Source organism: Streptomyces sp. NPDC045021, assembly GCF_056432645.1.
This window is the reverse complement of record NZ_JBWKIQ010000007.1, coordinates 353,493-371,755: the sequence shown is the minus strand read 5'-3', so window position 1 is coordinate 371,755 and position 18,263 is coordinate 353,493. Positions and strand designations below refer to the sequence as shown.

Here is an 18,263-nt window from a genome sequence, read left to right as displayed (position 1 = left end):
GCGTCATATCTATCAAGTGGGACGACCGTGACAGAAGGGGGTATCGCGAACTCAAACCTGCTGTTGCCGATTCGAGATCAAAATCCTTCGGCGAGCAGGCGGACCGACCGCTCGATGTCCGCCGGCGACAGATGCGCGTACCCCATGACGAGGTGCACCCGGCCGTCGTCCGCGGCGCCTGCGCGCCGGGTGTAGTCGGACAGCGGGCGCACCGCGACACCCGCCGCCGCGGCCGTCGCGAGGAAGCGTGCCTCGGGTCCGTACCGCGCGGGCAGCGCCGCGATCACATGCAGTCCGGCCGCGATCCCGCTGACCCGAGCACCGGGAAAGCACCGCTCCAGCGCCTCGACCAGCGCGTTGCGGCGGGTGCGGTACAAGCGCTGGCAGCGCCGCAACTGCCGGTCGTAGTGGCCGCCGGCAATGAACTCCGCGAGGACGGCCTGCTCGGTCACCGGATTGCCGAGGTCCATCGTCCGCTTGCGTGCCGCGACCTCGGCCGCAAGGCCGGCCGGTGCGACGAGCCAGCCCAGCCGCAGTCCGGGAGCCAGCGACTTGCTGACGGATCCGGTGTAGGCGACCCGGTCGGGGGCCAGCCCCTGCAGGGCGCCGACGGGTGCCCGGTCGTAGCGGAAGTCCCCGTCGTAGTCGTCCTCGATCAGCAGCCCGCCGCTCTCCCGTGCCCAGTCGGCGAGTTCGCCGCGCCGCCGGGCGGTGTACGCCACCCCCGAAGGGAACTGGTGGGCCGGCGTGACCACCGCCGCCCGCACCCCGGTGGCGGCCAGCGCCGCCGGGTCCAGGCCGTCGCAGTCGACGGGCACCGGGACCGACTCCAGCCCGGCCGCAGCGAACAGTGCCGTGTGCTCGGGGCTGCCCGGATCCTCCACCGCCACCCGGCGCTCCCCCCGGTCCCGCAGGACCAGCCCGATCAGGGTGTGCGCCTGCGCGACCCCGGAACAGACCACGACCCGGTCGGGCTCCACCGCGACTCCGCGTCGGCGGGCCAGCAGATCGGTGAGCGCCGCGCGCAGTTCGGGCAGCCCGCGGGGATCGGGATAGCCGAACGCCCGGTGCGGCAGCCGGGTCAGCACCCTGCGGTGGGCGGCCGACCAGGCGGCGCGCGGGAAGAGCGACAGGTCCGGCAACCCCGGCCGGAAGTCCGAAGGACCACCCCGGTCGTCCGCCGCGAACGGCCCGGGGGCGGGTGCCACGGGACCCGCGCACGCGCTGGTCACCCACGTTCCGGAGCCCTGCCGCCCGCTCAGATACCCCTCGGCGGTCAGCTGCGCGTAGGCGTCCGTCACCAGGCCGCGCGACACCCGCAGGTCGGCGGCGAGTTCCCGGCTCGACGGCAGCTGGGTTCCGGGTGCCAGCCGGCCGGAGCGCACCGCGTCGCGCAGCGCCGCCTGCAGCGCGCGGCCGCGGCTGCGCGCGGGAGCGGCAGCCGACGGGAGCAGCAGCTCCCAGGCGGCGGTGCCGGCGCCGTCGTCGGAAGTGGTCCTCGAAGCAGCCATGGGATTGGACCTTAATCCGGACCGGTTCTCTTCATAGCGTCATCCCATGAACTCATTCCAGCGCCGTGGAGCGCTGCTGGCCGCGCTCGCCTGTGTCCTGGTCGGCGGTTCCTTCACCGCCAACGGCGCACTCGTCGAGTACCCGCACGCCGGAGGCCAGGCGCTGCGGTACGGCATCGCCTTCGGCCTGCTCGCCCTGCTCACCCTCAGAAGCACCGTCGACACGGCCGCCCGGCTGCGCGCGCTCACCGGACGGCAGTGGGTGCGGATCGCGGTGCTCGCCGCGACCGGCATGGTCGGCTTCAACCTCGCGGTGCTCGCCGCCGAGCGCACCGCACAACCCGCGGTGCCCGGCGTGCTGGTGGGCTGCGCGCCGATCGTCGTGGCGGTGCTCGTGCCGCTGCTGGCCGGCAGAAGGCCCACCCGCGCGGTACTGGCCGGGGCGCTGCTCGTCGCGGGCGGCGCCTTCGCCGTCCAGGGTTGGGGCGGCACCGACACGGCCGGGCTGGTGTGGTCGGTGGCGGCGCTGGCCGGGGAGGTCGCCTTCGCGGTGGTCGCCGCACCGCTGGTCGGACCGCTGGGTCCGCGACTGCTGTCGACGTGCGTCTGCGGCTTCGCCGCCGTCGAGGCCGGACTGCTGGGAGTGCTGCTCGACGGACGGGCCGCGCTGCGGCTGCCGGACGCGGGCGAGGCGCTGGCGCTGGGCTGGCAGGCCGTCGTGGCGACCGTCATCGGCTTCGTCTGCTGGTACGCCGGGATGCAGCGCATCGGCGCCGAGCGCGCCACGCTCTTCTCCGGGCTCATCCCGGTCTCGGCGGCACTGACCGCGCCACTGGTCGGCGTGGGCAGCTTCGGGCCGGGGCGGCTCGCGGGCAGCCTGCTGGTGGCGGCGGGTGTCGCGGTGGGCTCCGGAATGCTCGCCCGGCGCACGCCGAAGGAGCGGACCGGAGCCCTGACAGGCCGGACCGGACAGGCCCGGCCGGCGGTCAGCGCGAGCCGTCGAGGATGACCCTGGCCACCAGCTCCGGGTCGTCGTTCATCGGCACATGGCCGCAGCCGGGCAGCCGGACCAGCCGGGCGCCGGGGATGGTGTGCTTGGCGCGGATCCCCTGACGGCGCAGCAGGACACGGTCCTGGGTGCCCCAGGCGATGGTCACCGGGAGATCCGGAATGTCGTCGGCGAAGACCACGCCCGCACGGCCCGCCGCCAGCGTGGCCTCGAAACCGGCCGCCTCGCGCATGGCGCGGGTCTCGGCCACCACCGCCTCGGGCGAACGCTGTCCGGGGCGGGAGTAGATCGCGCTGGTGAGCGCGGCCCGGCCGGCGGTACTGCGGGCCAGCCGCTCCACGGTGGTCGGCGGCAGCAGTTGGGCGCCGCGCCGCATGGCCCCCAGCACGGTGAACGCGTAGCGCCGCTCCGACTCGGTCCAGAACCCGGCCGGGGAGAGCGCCGTCACACTGCGCACGAGCCGCTCGCGGCCCAGGTGCAGGGCGACGAGCCCGCCCAGGGAGTTGCCGACCACGTGCGGGCGGTCGAGCCCGAGCGCGGTGAAGAACGCGTCGAGCGCGGCGACTGCGGTCGGCAGGTCACTGGGTACCGACGCGTGTTGCGCGGGCGACTGGCCGAAGCCGGGCAGGTCCACGGCGATGACGTCCCGCTCGGCGGCGAGCAGCCCGGCCACCGGGTCCCACGCCTGCAGGTGGTGCCCTATGCCGTGCAGCAGCACCAGCGGTTCTCCCGCACCGTGGCGCTCGTAGGCGACGAGAACGGGCGGGAGACCGACGGGGGAGACCTCGACGAGGGAGGCGGTTCGGGGCATGCGGCGCTCCTGACCGTTGGTAGATGTGACGTCAGCAAGGGTATCGGTGAAGGCCGGGAACTCCTATGGGGCACCGTGAGTTCACTGAACACGGGCCGGTGCTCAGCGCCGGCCCGGCCAGCAGCCCCGACCGGGCGCCCCCGTCTCGGTCGGGGCCCCTCTCTCGCGGTGCGGCCGAACTGGTGTCAATGACCGCGCTGCAGAGTGATGTTGAAGTCGGCGTGCCCCAGGGCGCCCATGGTCTTCACCCACAGCAGCAGGTACGCCTCGGTACCGCGCGCCGACGTGATCCCGCCGAGGTCCACGACCCGCTCGCGCGGCCAGCCGAACTCCGCCAGCAGCGCGGCGGTCTGCTCCTTCGCCGCCGCGTCCTCCCCGCTCAGGAACAGCACATGCTCACCCGGCACCCGCGAAGGATCCACCATCACCGCGGAGTTGACCGTGTTGAGCGTCTTCACGACCTTGGCCTGCGGGAAGGCCCGCTGGATCCGCTCACCGAGGCTGTCGGAGCCGACCGGGTCCAACACCAGTTCCCCGTCGGCGAACGACAGCGGATTGGCGACGTCGATCAGCAGCTTCCCGGCCAGGTTCGCCGATCCCGCCGCCTCCAGCGCCGTCAACGACACCATGCCCCCGGTGGCGTTGACGACCACCTCGCCGAAGGCCGCCGCGTCCGCGAAGGTGCCGTTGTGCCCACCGGGCCCGGCCTCCTGCGCCCAGGCCACCGCGGCCGTGTTGTCCTTCGTGCGCGAACCCAGCGTCACCTCGTGGCCCAGCGCGACCAGCTTGCCCGCGATCGTCCGGCCGACCTCGCCCGTACCCAGTACCGCGTAACGCATACGGTTGCCCTCTCGGTTTCCCTGCACGGCCGCCGCGGCGGCGGCCCGCCTCATTGTGTCTCCGTCGACGCGGCCCCGCCTGGACATCGGCACGGCCGGTCGGGTGGGATGTGAGGTGTGAGTGACGCACACACGACCCAGTCCGCGGAAGCCGCCGCTGCGGATTTCGAAACGCACCGCACGGCCCTGACGGGAGTGGCCTACCGGATGCTCGGCCGCTTCGCCGACGCCGAGGACGTCGTCCAGGAGGCCTGGCTGCGCTGGGCCGAGGTGGACCGCACCCAGGTCCGCGAACCGCGCGCCTTTCTGGTGCGGACGGTGACCCGGCTCGCCATCGACCGGCTGCGGCATGTACAGTCGCGGCGCGAGGCGTACGTGGGCCAGTGGCTGCCGGAACCGGTCGTCACCGACTTCGAGAAGACCGTGCCCGACGCGGAGAACCGCGTCCTGCTCTCGGAGTCCGTCTCGCTGGCGATGCTCGTCCTGCTGGAATCGCTGTCCCCGCTGGAGCGCGCGGTGTTCGTGCTGCGCGAGGCGTTCGGCTACCCCTTCGCGGAGATCGCCGCGATCCTCGACCGCTCCGAGCCGTCCGTGCGGCAGCTGGCCGCCCGCGCCCGCCGCCACGTCGACGAACGGCGCCCCCGCTTCGACGCCGACCGGGCCGAGACCGCCCAGGTCACCGAACGGTTCCTCGCCGCGTGCGTCGGCGGCGACCTCCAGGGACTGCTGGCGATGCTCGCCCCCGACGTGCGCCTGGTCGGCGACGGCGGCGGAGTGCAGAAGGCCCCGCTGCGCATCCTCGAGACCGCGGAGAAGGTCGGCCGTTTCCTGAACGCCGTCACCCGCGACGAGCTCCCCGAGCCCGGCTACGTCTTCCAGGAGATCAACGGAACGCCCGCGCTGCTCATCACCTCGCAGGGCCGGCCGCACACCGTCCTGTCACTGGAAGTCACCGACGGCCTGGTCACCTGCGTCTACCTGCTCACCAACCCGGAGAAGCTCTCCGGAGTGCTGCCGCCCGCGCCACCCGCCGACGGCGACGCTCCGTAACGATCCGCGCTCCTGTGGCGCGGCATCAACATCACATGAACGTCATGCGTACCCGGCGTCCCCTGGTCCGGACCGGAACGATGATTGGTCTTGACCAAGGGGGAGGCCCGCCCTATCGTCGCCTTAGTAGTGCAAGGACCTTTAATAAATAGGGGTTCCGAAACAAGGCTGAACAAGGCCCACGCAGGGCCCAGCGATTGCGAGGACAGGGTGGGGACCACGCAGCTCGAGGCGACGCAGGAGGTTCAGGAGCCGAAGTACTGGCACCTGAAGACCGTGCTCAACGACGCGCTCGACTCCGAGTTCTCGGTGGGCGAGATCCTGCCCAACGAGCGCGACCTCGCCGCCCGCTTCGGTGTCGCGCGAGCCACCCTGCGCCAGGCGCTGGAGCAGCTCGAGCTGGAAGGCCGGCTGCAGCGCCGCCGCGGCGTCGGCACCACCGTCGCCCCGCCCCGCATGGGCGTGGCCGTCGGACCGTCGCACAACGCCTGGCCCGGTATCGGCAACGACGCGTGGCGCACGATCGGCTGCGCCGAGGCGCTCGCCCCGGCCGCCGTCGCCCGGCTCTTCGACAGCGCCCGCGGGCTGCCGGTGCACACCATCCGCCGCGAGCGCGTCATGAACGGCCAGCCGGTCGCCACCGAACTGCTCTACGTTCCCGCCGAGTCGGTCCCCGGGCTGCCCGGCCTGCTGTCGCCGGCGAGTCACGCGCCCGCCGTCCTGCGGGAGCTGCAGCGCCTGGACCTGGAGGGCGAGGACCGCGCCGTGGAGCTCGGCTCGGCCCGCGCCGAGGACGCCAAGCAGCTCGACCGCCTGCCCGGCGCTCCGGTCCTCGTCGTCACCACGCGTTACTTCGCCGCCGGCCAGGTCGCCGCCGTCGCGATCTCCACCTACCGCGCGGACACCTGCCGGCTCACCTTCGGTGACTCCGGCGCCGTGGTGGTCACCCCCCACGAGGAGCAGGAGCGCCGCCAGGCGTCCTGACCCGCGGCAAGCGACGTCGCACGCATCTCGCGCGCATGAGCACCGGTCCCGTGAGGGTTCCGGTGCTCAGTGCTGTCGGGAGTACGCCGTCCGCCGGCGGCTCAGCGTCGGGGGAGTGAGGTCTGCTCGACGGCGAACAACTGCTCCTCGACGTGGTCGAGCGCCAGCCGCAGCGCACCGGTGGCGATCGCCTCCTGGCCCAGCGCCGACAGCGTCACCTCGGGCGGCCGCAGGCAGTAGCGCGCCAGCTGGTCGCGCAGCGGCTCCAGGACGCCGTCCAGGCCCGCCGCCCAGCCGCCGATCACGACCAGCTCGGGGTCGAGGGCCAGCACCAGAGCCGCCACATCGTGCACCAGCCGCCGCAGATACCGGTCCACGGCCTCCTTGGCCTGCACATCGCCGCCCTTGGCGAGCGCGAAGACCCGGGCGACGGCCGACTCGTCCAGCGGATGCAGGGGCGTCCCCGTCGTCGACAGCAGATGCTCCGGCGTCACCTCCTGGCCCAGCAGGTGCAGGGCCCCGATCTCGCCCGCCGCGCCGCCGAAACCGCGGTGCAACCGGCCGCCGATCAGCGAACCTGCACCCGGGCTCAGCCCGGCCAGCACGAAGACCATGTCGTCGGTCCCCATGCCGACGCCCTTCCAGTGCTCGGCGACGGCCGCCACATTCGCGTCGTTCTCCACCAGCACCGGACAGCGGAACGACCGCTGCAGCCGCTCCCCGAGCGGCAGCCCCGTCCACCCCGGCAGCGCCGTACTCAACCGCACCGCGCCGTCGGCCTCGACGATGCCGGGACTGCCGACACCCACCGCCCACAGCGTGCTGCGCGCCACCCCGCACTTGCGCAGCAGCTCGGCGACGGTGCCGCGGACCCGCTCCAGACGGTCGTCGGCGGACGCCGACTCCGCCACGTCATGGCCCAGCGAGCCCAGCAGCTGGCCACTGAGGTCGGACAGCACCGCACGCACCTGGTGCGCGCCGATCTCGATGCCCAGCAGATGGCCCGCCTCGGCATGGAAGCGGAAGCGGCGGGCCGGCCGGCCCTGCTTACGGGCGTCACCGGGCTCGGCAGGAGCCTCCACCACCAGGCGGGACTCCGTCAGCCCCTCGATGACACCCTCGACGGTCGGCCGGGAGAGGCCGGTGGTGTGCACCAGCTCGGTCAGAGTGGGGGTCTGGGACCCGCGCAGCGCGTGGAGGACCACCGCGGAATTGATCCGTCGCAGCAGGGATGGATCCCCGCCGGTGAGCCGCCCCAACGTATGTCCTCCCAGCCGGCGCCTGTACGTGGGCGGATCGTACCTGGCCAGCGGCCGCGCGGCGAGTGCCGTTGCAGCCCGCGCCGCGCCGGCCGCCGCCGGAGCGCAGTGGCAGCACCCTCAAGTCCCTAGCGGCCAGCCGAATCCGGGTCGTCGGCGGCCGCGCGCAGCCGTCCGAACTCCTCCGCCATGGCCGCGGCCGTCCAGTGGGCGTTGAGGCCGCTGGGGTTCGGCAGCGCCCAGATCCGGGTCCGGCCGATGGTCCGCTCCTGCGGGCCGATCCGGGCGTCCTTCTCACCGAAGGCGACCCGATAGGCGGTGATGCCGGCCACCGCCAGCCAGCCGGGCTCCAGCAGCCGCACCTTCGCGTCCAGGATCCGGCCGCCCTCCACCATCTCCGCGGCGCTCAGCTCGTCGGCCCGCGCCGTGGCCCGCGCCGCGACATTGGTGATGCCGAGCCCGTACGACAGCAGCTCGCGCTGCTCGGAGGGGAGCAGCAGCCGCGGGGTGAAACCCGAGGCGTACAGCACCGGCCAGAACCGGTTGCCCGGCCGGGCGAAGTGATGGCCGGTCGCCGCGGACAACAGGCCCGGATTGATCCCGCAGAAGAGCACACGCAAGCCGCCCGCGACCACGTCCTCGACGGTGCGATCGCGGGCGGCTTCGAGTTCCTCCGGCGTCAGAGGATCGCTCCGGGCACGTACGCGGCCGCCTTCGGGTACCGGTCGGCGACCTCGGCGATCCGCTGCACCACCACCGCGACCTGCCCGGCCGCCGCACCGGTGAAGGACAGCCGGTCGGCCATCAGCGCGTCCAGCTGCGCCCGGTCCAGCGGCATCCGCTCGTCCTCGGCGAGCCGGTCCAGCAGCTCGTTGCGCTCGGCGCCCTTCTCGCGCATCGCCAGCGCCGAGGCCACCGCGTGCTCCTTGATGACCTCGTGCGCGATCTCGCGGCCCACACCCGCACGCACCGCGCCCATCAGCACCTTCGTGGTGGCCAGGAACGGCAGGTAGCGGTCCAGCTCGCGGGCGATGACGGCCGGGAAGGCGCCGAACTCGTCCAGCACCGTCAGGAACGTCTCCAGCAGGCCGTCGAAGGCGAAGAACGCGTCCGGCAGTGCGACCCGGCGCACCACCGAGCAGGACACGTCGCCCTCGTTCCACTGGTCGCCCGCCAGCTCGCCGACCATCGAGGCGTAGCCGCGCAGGATCACCGCGAGGCCGTTGACGCGCTCGCACGAGCGGGTGTTCATCTTGTGCGGCATCGCGGACGAGCCGACCTGGCCGGGCTTGAAGCCCTCGGTGACCAGCTCGTGCCCGGCCATCAGCCGGATCGTCTTGGCCAGCGACGAGGGAGCCGCGGCCAGCTGCACCAGCGCGGTCACCGCGTCGTAGTCCAGCGAGCGCGGGTAGACCTGGCCGACGGAGGTGAACGCCCGCGAGAAGCCCAGGTGCCCGGCGATCCGGTCCTCCAGCTCGGCGAGCTTTCCCGTGTCGCCGCCCAGCAGGTCCAGCATGTCCTGCGACGTGCCCACCGGGCCCTTGATGCCGCGCAGCGGGTAGCGGCCCAGCAGGTCCTCGACCCGCTCGAAGGAGACCAGCAGCTCGTCCGCGGTCGTCGCGAAACGCTTGCCCAAGGTGGTGGTCTGCGCCGCGACATTGTGCGAACGGCCGGCCATGACCAGCTCGGCGTACTCCGCCGCGAGCTTCCCCAGCCGCGTCAGCACCGCCACCGTACGGTCACGGACGTGCTCGAGCGACAGCCGGATCTGCAGCTGCTCGACGTTCTCTGTGAGGTCGCGCGACGTCATGCCCTTGTGGACCTGCTCGTGCCCGGCGAGAGCGTTGAACTCCTCGATACGGGCCTTCACGTCGTGCCGGGTGACCTTCTCGCGCTCGGCGATGGAGGCGAGGTCGACCTGTTCGAGCACCCGCTCGTAGTCGGCGAGCGCCTGCTCCGGCACCTCGATACCGAGGTCCTTCTGCGCCCGCAGGACGGCGAGCCACAGGCGGCGCTCCAGCACCACCTTCTGCTCGGGGGACCACAAGGTGGCGAGCTCCGCAGAGGCGTAGCGGCCGGCCAGGACGTTCGGGATACGAGGCTTAGCAGTCACGTGCAGAGAGTCTACTGCGCGTCGGCTCAGGCCAGCGCCCGGGCCGGATCCGCCCCCGCGGACCCTTCCCCGCCCCGGTCACTCCTCGTACGGGAGCAGCTCGCCGCGCTTGGGCGGCATACCGTCCCCCGAGGAGCGGCCGGTGAGCCGCCTGCCAATCCACGGCACGAGGTGCTCGCGCGTGAACCGCAGGTCGGCGCCGCGTCGCGTCACCCAGCCGGGCGGCACCGCGGGCGGCAGGAGCTCCGTCCAGTCGGACTCCGCCTCGTGGCCCAGCGCCTGCCAGACCGCCTCGGCCACCCGGCGGTGGCCCTCGGCGTTCAGATGCAGCCGGTCGTCGGCCCAGATCTGTGGATCGCCCAGCACCTCGGCGCCGTACAGATCCACCACCACCGCGCCGTGCCGCTCCGCGAGGGCGTCGATGAACGCGTACAGCTGCTCCATCCGCGGCAGGAACCGGGCGGCCACCGGGCCGCGCCGGGCCGGGCTGTGCATCAGCACCAGCTGCTTGCAGCTCGGCGCGAGCCTCTCCACGGCGCGCTGCAGGTCCGCGCAGACGACGTCCACGTCGCACTTCGGACGCAGCACGTCATTGAGGCCGCCGACCAGCGTCACCAGATCGGCGCCCATCCCGGCCGCCACGTCCGCCTGCTCGTCCGCGATCTGCCGGATGAGCTTGCCCCGCACAGCGAGATTGGCGTACTGGAAGCCCGGGGTGCGGGCGGCGAGCCGCGCGGCGACCAGATCGGCCCATCCCCGGTACGAACCGTCCGGGAGAGCGTCCGACATGCCCTCGGTGAAGGAGTCGCCGACCGCGACGAAACTGGTGTACGTGACATTCATCTGCATGGCGCCGCGATCCTACCCGCCCCGGACGGGCCCGTCACACGCCGCTGGATAGGCTCCCCGGATGGACATGGCCGACATACCCTTCGGGACCACCGACTGGTCGCAGGTCCCGGCGACCGAACACCCCGGTGACTCGGGCAGCGCGACCTGGCGCACCCGCGAATTCGGGTCCGTCCGCGTCCGGATGGTGGAGTACAGCCCCGATTACGTGGCCGACCACTGGTGCAGCCGCGGCCACATCCTGCTGGTGCTCGAAGGCACCCTCACCACCGAACTCGCCAACGGCGAAACGGTCACCCTCCACGCGGGCAGCAGTTACGAGGTCGGACACGACACCGCACCGCACCGCTCCCGCACCCGGGAGGGCGCCCGGCTGTTCGTCGTCGACTAGGAACCCGTGCCGACCGACCGCGATCGGTGGGCGATCAAAATTCCGTCGCACGAACCATCGATACCGGTCACGCTGCCACCAGACACCCATGACCCGACCAGGAGCAGCCGTGACCGACCTCGACACCCTCGTCAAGCGCGAAGACCTCCTCGCCGCCATCGAGTCGGGACACGTCTCGCGCAGACAGCACCCCGAACTGCCCCTCTCGATCTACACCTACACGCGCATGTGCCAGTACGAGCGCGCCTGGAACGACGTCACCACGCGGTGCCGCGGACTGGTGGCCGACGACGAGACCGGTGCGATCGTGGCATGGCCGTTCGAGAAGTTCTTCAACGTCGGAGAGCACGGACTCGGGCTGCCCTACGCGCCCGCGCTGCCCGTCGAGCCGTTCGAGGTCTACGACAAAATTGACGGATCACTCGGCATCGTTTTCCACTACGACGCGCGGTGGCACGTCGCCTCCAAGGGCTCGTTCACCTCGGAACAGGCCACCTGGGCGACGCGGCGGCTGCGTGCCGCCGACACCGGCGCGCTCGATCCACGGAGCACCTACCTCGTCGAGATCCTGTACCCCGAGAACCGCATCGTCGTGAACTACGGCCAGCGGCGCGACCTCGTGCTGCTCGCGGCGTACGCGCAGGACGGCACCGAGCGCGTCCTCGCCGAGGTCGCGCAGGAGTGGCAGCCGATCGGCTCCGTGGTGCGCAGTTGGCCCGCGCCCGATCTGGCGCGGCTGCTCGCGATGACCGCCGAGAACATCCGGATCGACGGTCAGGAGGTCACGGGAACGGACGCCGAGGGCTACGTCCTGCGGTTCGCGTCCGGGGTGCGGACGAAGGCCAAGACCGCCGACTACGTGCGTCTGCACAAGGTCATCACCGGTGTCACCGAACGGGACATCTGGCGCAGCCTCGGCATCCAGCGGTTCGCCGACCGCGATCCCAAGCGCCTCACCCAGACCCTCGGTTGCCAGGCCGAGGAACTGGCCGCCTACGCGGCGAGTGGCACCGGTCCGCTCGACGCACTGCTCGAACAGGTCCCGGACGAGTTCGACACCTGGGTGCGGGGGATCGTGGAAGGGCTCGAGGCGCAGGCCGAAGCGCTGGCCGCGAGCGCCCGCGCGGAGTTCGCGGCCCTGGCGCCGCTCGGCCACGACCGGGCCGCTTTCGCGCGCGCCGCCCAGCGGATCAGCGACCGGACGGTGCGCGGCACCATGTTCCAGCTGCTCGACGGCCAGAACGTCGATCTACAGTTCTGGCGGGCGATCAAGCCCGGTCCCTCCGACCCTTTCACCAACGACGAAGAAGGCTGAACCCCGATGCCCACCGTGCACGTCATGACCGGTCTGCCCGCCTCCGGGAAGACCACCGCCGCCCGCAAGCTGTGCGCCGACTCCGACGGCCGCGTCCGGCGCGTCAACCTCGACGACCTGCGGGTGATGCTCGGCGACGGCGGGAGCCGGGGCGGCCGGGTGTGGTCGCACGACCACGAGCAGACAGTCCTCGCCATCCAGGACGCCGCCGTGCGGGAGACGATCGCCGCCGGATTCGACGTCGTCGTCGACAACACCCATCTGACGCCGAACATCCCCAAGCGGCTCAAGGCCGCCGTCGGAGGGCTGGCCGTCTTCGTCGTCCACGACTTCACCGACGTGCCGCTCGAGGAGTGCCTGCGTCGCGACGCCGCCCGGGACAACCCCGTGGGCGAGGAGATCATCCGCCTCCTGAACGACAAGCACACCAAGTCCACCCGCAGCGGCTGGCGGCTCACCGACGACTGGATGAACGACACCCCGGCCGTCCTGCCCTACGTCGCGGACGAGACCCTGCCCGCCGCGGTGATGTGCGACATCGACGGCACGCTCGCGATCAACCAGCACCGCGGCCCGTACGACTTCACCCGCTGCGAGCAGGACGGCCTGAACACCTCGGTCCGCGACGCCCTCATCGCGTTTCAGAAGGCGAACGGCGACCGGATCGTGCTGCTGTCCGGCCGCGGCGAGGAGTACCGCGACCGGACGGAGGCCTGGATCACGGCACACGCGGTGCCGTGCGACGAGCTGTGGATGCGGGCCGCCGGTGACTCGCGCCGTGACGACATCGTCAAGGCCGAACTGTTCGACGCGCACGTCCGCCACCGCTACAACGTACGGGTTTGCCTGGATGACAGGGACAGGTGCATTAAACTTTGGAGGAACATCGGACTGTCAACTTGGCAGGTGAACTACGGGAATTTCTGATGGCCGACCAGCTCGTGAGGAAGTGTCCGTCGTGTGGTGCGGGAATCAGCTACAAGCACCGCGACAACTTCCGGAGGGCTGAGCGCAAGGGATGCAAGTGCAACGAGTGCCGCCACCAGCGGCTCCCCGGCCTGTCAGAGAAGATCCGTGCCGCCTACGAAAAGGGGCTGACGAACCGGGATATCGCCGCCGTCGTCGGTTGCGCGCACAAGACCGTCGCCTATCGACTGAAGAAGATGGGCCTTGTGTCCCACCTATCGCGCGGCGTTCCCCCCCGAGCGGGTGGACGATGAACGCTCCCGTTGTCGCAGGTGCGAGACCGTTCAACTCAATGCTCAGTTCCCCTTTGTGCGGGGGCGCATCGACGGTCGGAGACTGTCCATCTGCCGGGCCTGCCGCGCAAAGGATGCGAGGAAGGCTCTGGGAGCCACGCCGGAGTCTTACTTCAACGACCGACAGCGCCGTATGGCCAACGGCGAGCGCGGGATGCGTCCCAGCCGCCAACTGATTGAGTACGACTTGCCGAACGGCTACCTAGCGGCTCTCTGGCACTGGCAGGGAGCGGCGTGCTTCTACACAGACAAGCCCATGTTGATGGGGTATGGCACCGGCCGCGATCCATACGGCGTCTCGATCGACCGAGTCGATTCGTCCAAGGGCTACGTGGTCGGCAACGTGGTGCTGTGCTGTGCGCGCGTGAACAGCGTGAAGAACAACCGCACTCTCGACGAACTTGCCGAGTGGATTCCGAGCTGGTTCCAGAAGGTCGCTGAGCGCCTTCCGGTGCTCGTCAAAGAGGTCCACGCTGCCGCTGACGACTGGCCGCGCAACGCCAGAGGCCACCGCCTCCCGGCCTGGATTGTCGAACGCCGCGAACGGATGGCTGCCCTCAAGGTTGAGTAATTGGCGTCTTATGGGTCTGCCGACCTGGCAGGTGAACTACGGAAGTTTCTGAGGCTGAGCCTGCGGCCGGGGCCGCTCCTGAGGCCCGGGCTCAGGCTCCGGCCGGCGGGTGAAGCGGATGCCGGCGTCCTCCAGCGGGCCGCGGCGCAGCATCAGGATGTCGCGCGGGTAGTTCTGGTGGAGCCGCCAGGGTGCGGTCGGTCCCTGCTTGGGCAGTGCGCCGACGCTGCGCTGTACGTAGCCCGACCGCAGGTCGATGAGGGGCTGCAGGGGCAGCGAAGGCTCCGGGGCCAGCGGGGTGCAGGCCCGGTATCCGTGTGCGTCCATGTGGTTGAGCAGTCGGCACACGTACTGGCTGACCAGGTCGCACTTGAGGGTCCAGGAGGCGTTGGTGTAGCCGAGGGCGAGGGCGAAGTTCGGTACGCCGGAGAGCATCATGCCCTTGTACGCCACGGTCCCGGCGAGGTCGATCTCGGTGCCGTCGACGGCGAGGGTGATGCCGCCGATGGCCAGCAGGTTCAGTCCGGTCGCGGTGACGACGATGTCCGCGTCGAGCTCGGCGCCGGACTTCAGGCGCAGCCCGTTCTCGGTGAAGGTCTCGATGCGGTCGGTCACGATCGACGCCCGGCCGTCGCTGACGGCCTTGAACAGGTCGCCGTCCGGGACGAGGCACAGTCGTTGGTCCCACGGGTTGTAGCGGGGGGCGAAGTGCGTGTCGACGTCGTAGCCGTGCGGAAGCTGCTTCCGTACGCCTTTGCGCAGCAGGGCCTTGAGCAGTCGGGGGGCGCGGCGGCTGAGTTGGAAGCTCAGGGTGGCGAGCAGGACGTTCTTCCACTTGATGGCCGGATAGGCCGCCTTCGCGGGGAGCAGGCGGCGCAGCCGTTCGGCGAGGGCGTCGCGGGACGGCATGGACAGCACGTAGCTCGGCGAGCGCTGCAGCATCGTCACATGGCCGGCTGTCGCCGCCATCGACGGTACGAGGGTGACGGCGGTGGCACCGCTGCCGATGACGACGACGCGCTTGCTCGCGTAGTCCAGGTCCGCCGGCCAGTGCTGGGGGTGCACGATCGTGCCGGTGTAGTCCTGGGTGCCGGGGAAGTCCGGTGTGTAGCCCTGGTCGTAGCGGTAGTAGCCGGAGCAGACGAAGAGGAACGCGCAGGTCATGCGTACCGTTTCGCCGGTCTCGGTTCTTTGGACCTGTACGGTCCACCGCGCCTGTGCCGAGGACCAGTCCGCGCGGACCACCCGGTGGCGGAAGCGGATCGCGCCGTCCACCGCGTGTTCGCGGGCGGTGTCGCGGACGTACTCGCGGATCGCGTCCCCGTCGGCGATCGCCTTGGCACTGGTCCACGGCCGGAACGTGTAGCCCAGCGTGTGCATGTCGGAGTCGGACCGAATGCCGGGGTAGCGGAACAGGTCCCAGGTGCCGCCGATCGCCTCCCGGGCCTCCAGGATCGCGAAGGTTCTGCCCGGGGTGTCCCGCCGGAGGTGGCAGGCGGCGCCGATGCCGGACAGGCCGGCACCGACGATCAGTACGTCGACGTGTTCCGTGGGCGCGTCGTCGCCCGTCGGGGGCGTCACGCACCCGGCTCGGAGCGGGAGAGCGCTGCCGCGGGGGGCGACGGCTTCGGCCTGCGCGGCTCGCGGACGCCGGCGGGCGGCGGACCGCCGGGGCCTGCGCCGCCCGGGCGCACCCGGCGGCGGAACCGTCGCAGCAGGGCCACCAGCGGAATGATGGGCAGGGCGAGCAACAGCCACGGGTTCTTCTTCATCTGCTTCATCTGCATACTCCGACATTCCGCTCACGGCCCGGCATGCGCCATAGCCCCTCCAGGCTAAGGGACGCCACTTCCGGCGCGGCGGGCCGCCGCTGTGGCACTGTGAGCGACGCCGTAGAAGACCGGAGCTCGACGACCGGAGGCCTGACGACCTGTGACCGCGATCATCTGGATCACCGAGGGCGCTTGGCAGGCGACTGTCGATGCTGCCCGCTCGCACGTTCCCGACACGGCGGACCTCACCCTGCTCCATGTCACCGGTGACGACGTCGAGGCCGCCGCGCACGGCGCGTTCGCGGGTCTGCTCGGCCGGGGCCACCGCGAGCGCGATCCGGGCGACTATCTGGAGGCCCTGTCCGCGACGGCCGGCGCCGAACTCCTGCAAGCGGCGGCCGACCGGCTCGGCCGGCCGGCGGCCCGGTTGCAGGTCCACGGGCGCGTCGAGCGTGAGGTGGTCCGGGAGGCGGAGGGCGCCGAGCTGCTGATCTGCGCGCGGGACGGCGACCGCCACCGTCTGGGGCCGCGCAGTCTGGGGCCCGCCGCCCGCTTCGTCGTCGATCACGCGCCCTGTCCCGTGCTGCTGGTGTGGCCGGAATCGGCACCCGGTCTCGGCTCGATCCCGCCTCCGCCGGAGCACCACGGGCCGGAGCACCACGGCCCCGAGCACCCTGGGGCGTGAACGCCGCCCTTGCGCGTTCGGGCGGTGTTGTCGTCACGCGGAGGAGATGACACCGATGCCCAGCACACTCTCGGTGGTCGACCCCGGTACCCGCTCGGGGCCGGAGCGCTGGCCGTCCGGGACGGCGGCCTACAGTGGCCGTCCGTCCGCGATGGCCGGGCCCACGGCGGATCCGGTCGGCCGCACGCCCGGTTGTTCCTCCTCCATGTTGAAGAAGTCGCCATTGACGGCGGCGATCGCGCCGCTCGCGTCGGCCAGCCGTGACACCGGCGCCCGGCCGCCGGTCAGCGCGCCGGTCGTGCCGGGTCGCAGCAGCTCGACCTTCACCCGCACGTCGTCCAGATCGACCGTCAGGAGGCTGGCCGTGCGCCGTGCCGTGGGACGCGGGCACCGAAAAGGACGTGTACCGAACACCGGGCGCCAGGTGTTCGGGGTCCGCGAGGCGCGGACCCGATACGGCACCGGCGTTTGCGGGTACCGCCATGACGAGCAGGGCGCTCCAGGCGGCGGTCATGACCATCGCGGTACGCAGCCGGCTCACGGGCGGGGGCTGAGCCCCCGTCCGCGGGTCCCGTCGTGGATGTTCGGTTGTGCCCCGGCCCCTAGTCGATGGTGATCGGGCCGTCGGTCGGCTTCTCCGGGCCGGTCTCCTTCTCGGTGGGCTTCGGCTTCGCCGACTCTGCGGTGCCTCCGCCGGGCTTCAGGTAACCCTGCAGCTCCAGCAGGCCGTTGTCCTTGGCCGGACGCGGGTACTCGGTGGAGCCGCTCAGGTTCTTGCGGACCGAGTCCAGGATGGTCAGGCCCTGGCCGACCAGGCCCGCCGCGATCTCGCTGAGGCCGTCGGCGCCGTTGAGGACGTTGACGTTGGCGCCTGCGAGGCCGCCGGCGGCCTCCTTGACGATCAGCGGCAGCTGGTCGATCAGCATCCGGTCCAGCGCCACCCGGTCGTACGAGGCCGCGGCCTCGGCCTGGATCTTCATCCGCTCGGCCTCGGCAATCGCCAGCACCTTGATCCGTTCGGCCTCGGCCTCGGCGGGCTTCACGATCTCGGCCCGCAGCTGCTGCTGCCGGAGCTCGGCCTGGCGCTGGGCCAGTTCGGTCTGGGCGATGAGCACTTCCTGCTGCGCGTGGGCCATCGCCAGCGGGCCGGCCTGTGCGGACTCCGCCTGCGCGCGGTCCACCTGGGCCGAGTACTCGGCCTTGACCACGGCTGTCTGCCGCGCGTACTCGGCCTGGTTGCGTGCGGCCACCTGCTCCGCCTCGACCGAGGCCTGGGTGGCCTGGGCCTGGGCGATCTGGGCCTGGCGCTGGATGGCCGCCTTGTGCGGTGCGGCCATCGCGGCGATGTATCCGGTGTTGCCGTCGTCGATCGACTGGATCTGCAGCGAGTCCACGGTCAGGCCGATCTTGGCCATCTCGGTCTTGGAGGTCTCCAGGACCTCGGTGGCGAGCTTCTGGCGTTCGGTGACGATCTCCTCGACCGTCATCGAGCCGATGATGGATCGCAGGTGTCCGGCGAAGATCCGGCCGGTCAGTACCGACATCTGGTCCTGGTCGGAGAGGAACCGCTGACCGGCGTTGACAATGCTCTCCCGGTCGTTGCCGACCTTGAAGGCGATCACGGCCCGGACCGTCAGCGCGATGCCCTGCTTGGTCACGCAGGTCTCGGCGACCTCGGCCTCGCACATCGCCAGCGTGAGGAAGCGGGTCTTGCGGAAGACGGGGAGCACGAACTTTCCGTGGCCGGTGACCACGCGGAACGGCGCACCTTCCAGTCCCCGCCTGCCGCCTGAAATCAGCATCGCCTCGTCGGGGGCGGGAACGCGATAACCGAACATTTTCGTC

General features: G+C 71.4%; 20 protein-coding genes. 9 read left to right on the top strand and 11 right to left on the bottom strand.

All coding sequences use genetic code 11. The features are described from left to right. Positions 1-77: 77 nt before the first annotated feature. The gene (gene pdxR / locus AC07DC_RS23190) at positions 78-1,511 is read right to left on the bottom strand and encodes a MocR-like pyridoxine biosynthesis transcription factor PdxR (protein ID WP_478916329.1); all 1,434 of its coding nucleotides are present in this window, start codon (positions 1,509-1,511) and stop codon (positions 78-80) included. Between the two features lie 46 nt (positions 1,512-1,557). Between pdxR and AC07DC_RS23185 the strand changes: the two genes are divergently transcribed. After that, entirely contained in the window at positions 1,558-2,520 is a 963-nt protein-coding gene (locus AC07DC_RS23185; protein WP_478916328.1) for a DMT family transporter, read from the top strand. Here the strand turns inward: AC07DC_RS23185 and AC07DC_RS23180 are convergent. Together AC07DC_RS23180 and AC07DC_RS23175 are read right to left on the bottom strand one after the other, a co-directional pair. Then, positions 2,498-3,331 (bottom strand): alpha/beta fold hydrolase, encoded by an 834-nt coding sequence (locus AC07DC_RS23180; RefSeq protein WP_478916327.1) that lies wholly within the window; start codon positions 3,329-3,331, stop codon positions 2,498-2,500. The genes AC07DC_RS23185 and AC07DC_RS23180 overlap by 23 nt on opposite strands. A gap of 185 nt (positions 3,332-3,516) precedes the next feature. After that, the gene (locus AC07DC_RS23175) at positions 3,517-4,170 is read right to left on the bottom strand and encodes an NADPH-dependent F420 reductase (protein WP_478916429.1); all 654 of its coding nucleotides are present in this window, start codon (positions 4,168-4,170) and stop codon (positions 3,517-3,519) included. 117 nt (positions 4,171-4,287) lie between these two features. Between AC07DC_RS23175 and sigJ the strand changes: the two genes are divergently transcribed. Both sigJ and AC07DC_RS23165 read left to right on the top strand, forming a co-directional pair. Further along, positions 4,288-5,220, top strand: coding sequence for an RNA polymerase sigma factor SigJ (sigJ, locus tag AC07DC_RS23170; protein WP_478916326.1), 933 nt, complete (start codon positions 4,288-4,290; stop codon positions 5,218-5,220). A 210-nt stretch (positions 5,221-5,430) separates the two neighbouring features. Continuing rightward, a complete protein-coding gene (locus AC07DC_RS23165) occupies positions 5,431-6,204 on the top strand; it encodes a GntR family transcriptional regulator (RefSeq protein ID WP_478916325.1) in 774 nt (257 codons plus the stop codon). 101 nt (positions 6,205-6,305) lie between these two features. Here AC07DC_RS23165 and AC07DC_RS23160 read toward each other — a convergent pair whose 3' ends face one another. The 4 genes from AC07DC_RS23160 to AC07DC_RS23145 all read right to left on the bottom strand — a co-directional run bounded on the left by AC07DC_RS23160 (position 6,306) and on the right by AC07DC_RS23145 (position 10,425). Further along, a complete protein-coding gene (locus tag AC07DC_RS23160) occupies positions 6,306-7,463 on the bottom strand; it encodes an ROK family protein (protein WP_478916324.1) in 1,158 nt (385 codons plus the stop codon). A 128-nt stretch (positions 7,464-7,591) separates the two neighbouring features. Then, positions 7,592-8,146, bottom strand: coding sequence for a G/U mismatch-specific DNA glycosylase (gene mug / locus AC07DC_RS23155; RefSeq protein ID WP_478916427.1), 555 nt, complete (start codon positions 8,144-8,146; stop codon positions 7,592-7,594). Further along, positions 8,143-9,576, bottom strand: a complete 1,434-nt coding sequence (gene purB, locus AC07DC_RS23150; protein ID WP_478916323.1) for an adenylosuccinate lyase — start codon at positions 9,574-9,576, stop codon at positions 8,143-8,145. The genes mug and purB overlap by 4 nt, the downstream gene beginning before the upstream one ends. 78 nt (positions 9,577-9,654) lie before the next feature. Next, a complete protein-coding gene (locus AC07DC_RS23145; protein WP_478916322.1) occupies positions 9,655-10,425 on the bottom strand; it encodes an SGNH/GDSL hydrolase family protein in 771 nt (256 codons plus the stop codon). 61 nt (positions 10,426-10,486) lie between these two features. On the opposite strand from AC07DC_RS23145, the gene AC07DC_RS23140 reads away from it, so the two are divergent. The 5 genes from AC07DC_RS23140 (at position 10,487) to AC07DC_RS23120 (ending at position 13,961) form a co-directional block, all read left to right on the top strand. Continuing rightward, positions 10,487-10,816, top strand: coding sequence for a DHCW motif cupin fold protein (locus AC07DC_RS23140; protein ID WP_478916321.1), 330 nt, complete (start codon positions 10,487-10,489; stop codon positions 10,814-10,816). Positions 10,817-10,925: 109 nt separating this feature from the next. Beyond that, complete coding sequence (locus tag AC07DC_RS23135; RefSeq protein WP_478916320.1) at positions 10,926-12,131, top strand: RNA ligase; 1,206 nt, start codon at positions 10,926-10,928, stop codon at positions 12,129-12,131. 6 nt (positions 12,132-12,137) lie between these two features. Next, the gene (locus AC07DC_RS23130) at positions 12,138-13,058 is read left to right on the top strand and encodes a phosphatase domain-containing protein (RefSeq protein ID WP_478916319.1); all 921 of its coding nucleotides are present in this window, start codon (positions 12,138-12,140) and stop codon (positions 13,056-13,058) included. Continuing rightward, the gene (locus tag AC07DC_RS23125; RefSeq protein WP_478916318.1) at positions 13,058-13,351 is read left to right on the top strand and encodes a hypothetical protein; all 294 of its coding nucleotides are present in this window, start codon (positions 13,058-13,060) and stop codon (positions 13,349-13,351) included. The genes AC07DC_RS23130 and AC07DC_RS23125 overlap by 1 nt, the downstream gene beginning before the upstream one ends. 172 nt (positions 13,352-13,523) lie before the next feature. Continuing rightward, positions 13,524-13,961, top strand: a complete 438-nt coding sequence (locus AC07DC_RS23120; RefSeq protein WP_478916317.1) for a hypothetical protein — start codon at positions 13,524-13,526, stop codon at positions 13,959-13,961. A gap of 36 nt (positions 13,962-13,997) precedes the next feature. Here the strand turns inward: AC07DC_RS23120 and AC07DC_RS23115 are convergent, their stop codons facing one another. Continuing rightward, on the bottom strand, positions 13,998-15,542 hold the full coding sequence (locus AC07DC_RS23115) for a flavin-containing monooxygenase (protein WP_478916316.1): 1,545 nt from the start codon (positions 15,540-15,542) through the stop codon (positions 13,998-14,000). After that, positions 15,539-15,742 (bottom strand): hypothetical protein, encoded by a 204-nt coding sequence (locus AC07DC_RS23110; RefSeq protein ID WP_478916315.1) that lies wholly within the window; start codon positions 15,740-15,742, stop codon positions 15,539-15,541. Before AC07DC_RS23110 ends, AC07DC_RS23115 begins: the two co-directional genes overlap by 4 nt. 151 nt (positions 15,743-15,893) lie before the next feature. On the opposite strand from AC07DC_RS23110, the gene AC07DC_RS23105 reads away from it, so the two are divergent. After that, on the top strand, positions 15,894-16,418 hold the full coding sequence (locus AC07DC_RS23105) for a universal stress protein (protein WP_478916314.1): 525 nt from the start codon (positions 15,894-15,896) through the stop codon (positions 16,416-16,418). Positions 16,419-16,547: 129 nt separating this feature from the next. On the opposite strand, the gene AC07DC_RS23100 is transcribed toward AC07DC_RS23105, so the two are convergent. Next, positions 16,548-16,745, bottom strand: a complete 198-nt coding sequence (locus tag AC07DC_RS23100; RefSeq protein WP_478916313.1) for a hypothetical protein — start codon at positions 16,743-16,745, stop codon at positions 16,548-16,550. A gap of 275 nt (positions 16,746-17,020) precedes the next feature. Further along, positions 17,021-18,256: a flotillin family protein gene (locus AC07DC_RS23095; protein ID WP_478916312.1), complete on the bottom strand. Its 1,236-nt coding sequence runs from the start codon at positions 18,254-18,256 to the stop codon at positions 17,021-17,023. Between the last annotated feature and the right edge of the window lie 7 nt (positions 18,257-18,263).

What these genes read in the sequence shown, in the direction of transcription:
- pdxR (WP_478916329.1), bottom strand. Translation starts at nt 1,511, where the DNA reads ATGGCTGCTTCGAGGACCACTTCCGACGACGGCGCCGGCACCGCCGCC.
- AC07DC_RS23185 (WP_478916328.1), top strand. Translation starts at nt 1,558, where the DNA reads ATGAACTCATTCCAGCGCCGTGGAGCGCTGCTGGCCGCGCTCGCCTGT.
- AC07DC_RS23180 (WP_478916327.1), bottom strand. Translation starts at nt 3,331, where the DNA reads ATGCCCCGAACCGCCTCCCTCGTCGAGGTCTCCCCCGTCGGTCTCCCG.
- AC07DC_RS23175 (WP_478916429.1), bottom strand. Translation starts at nt 4,170, where the DNA reads ATGCGTTACGCGGTACTGGGTACGGGCGAGGTCGGCCGGACGATCGCG.
- AC07DC_RS23145 (WP_478916322.1), bottom strand. Translation starts at nt 10,425, where the DNA reads ATGCAGATGAATGTCACGTACACCAGTTTCGTCGCGGTCGGCGACTCC.
- AC07DC_RS23140 (WP_478916321.1), top strand. Translation starts at nt 10,487, where the DNA reads ATGGACATGGCCGACATACCCTTCGGGACCACCGACTGGTCGCAGGTC.
- AC07DC_RS23130 (WP_478916319.1), top strand. Translation starts at nt 12,138, where the DNA reads ATGCCCACCGTGCACGTCATGACCGGTCTGCCCGCCTCCGGGAAGACC.
- AC07DC_RS23125 (WP_478916318.1), top strand. Translation starts at nt 13,058, where the DNA reads ATGGCCGACCAGCTCGTGAGGAAGTGTCCGTCGTGTGGTGCGGGAATC.
- AC07DC_RS23120 (WP_478916317.1), top strand. Translation starts at nt 13,524, where the DNA reads ATGGCCAACGGCGAGCGCGGGATGCGTCCCAGCCGCCAACTGATTGAG.
- AC07DC_RS23110 (WP_478916315.1), bottom strand. Translation starts at nt 15,742, where the DNA reads ATGAAGCAGATGAAGAAGAACCCGTGGCTGTTGCTCGCCCTGCCCATC.
- AC07DC_RS23095 (WP_478916312.1), bottom strand. Translation starts at nt 18,256, where the DNA reads ATGTTCGGTTATCGCGTTCCCGCCCCCGACGAGGCGATGCTGATTTCA.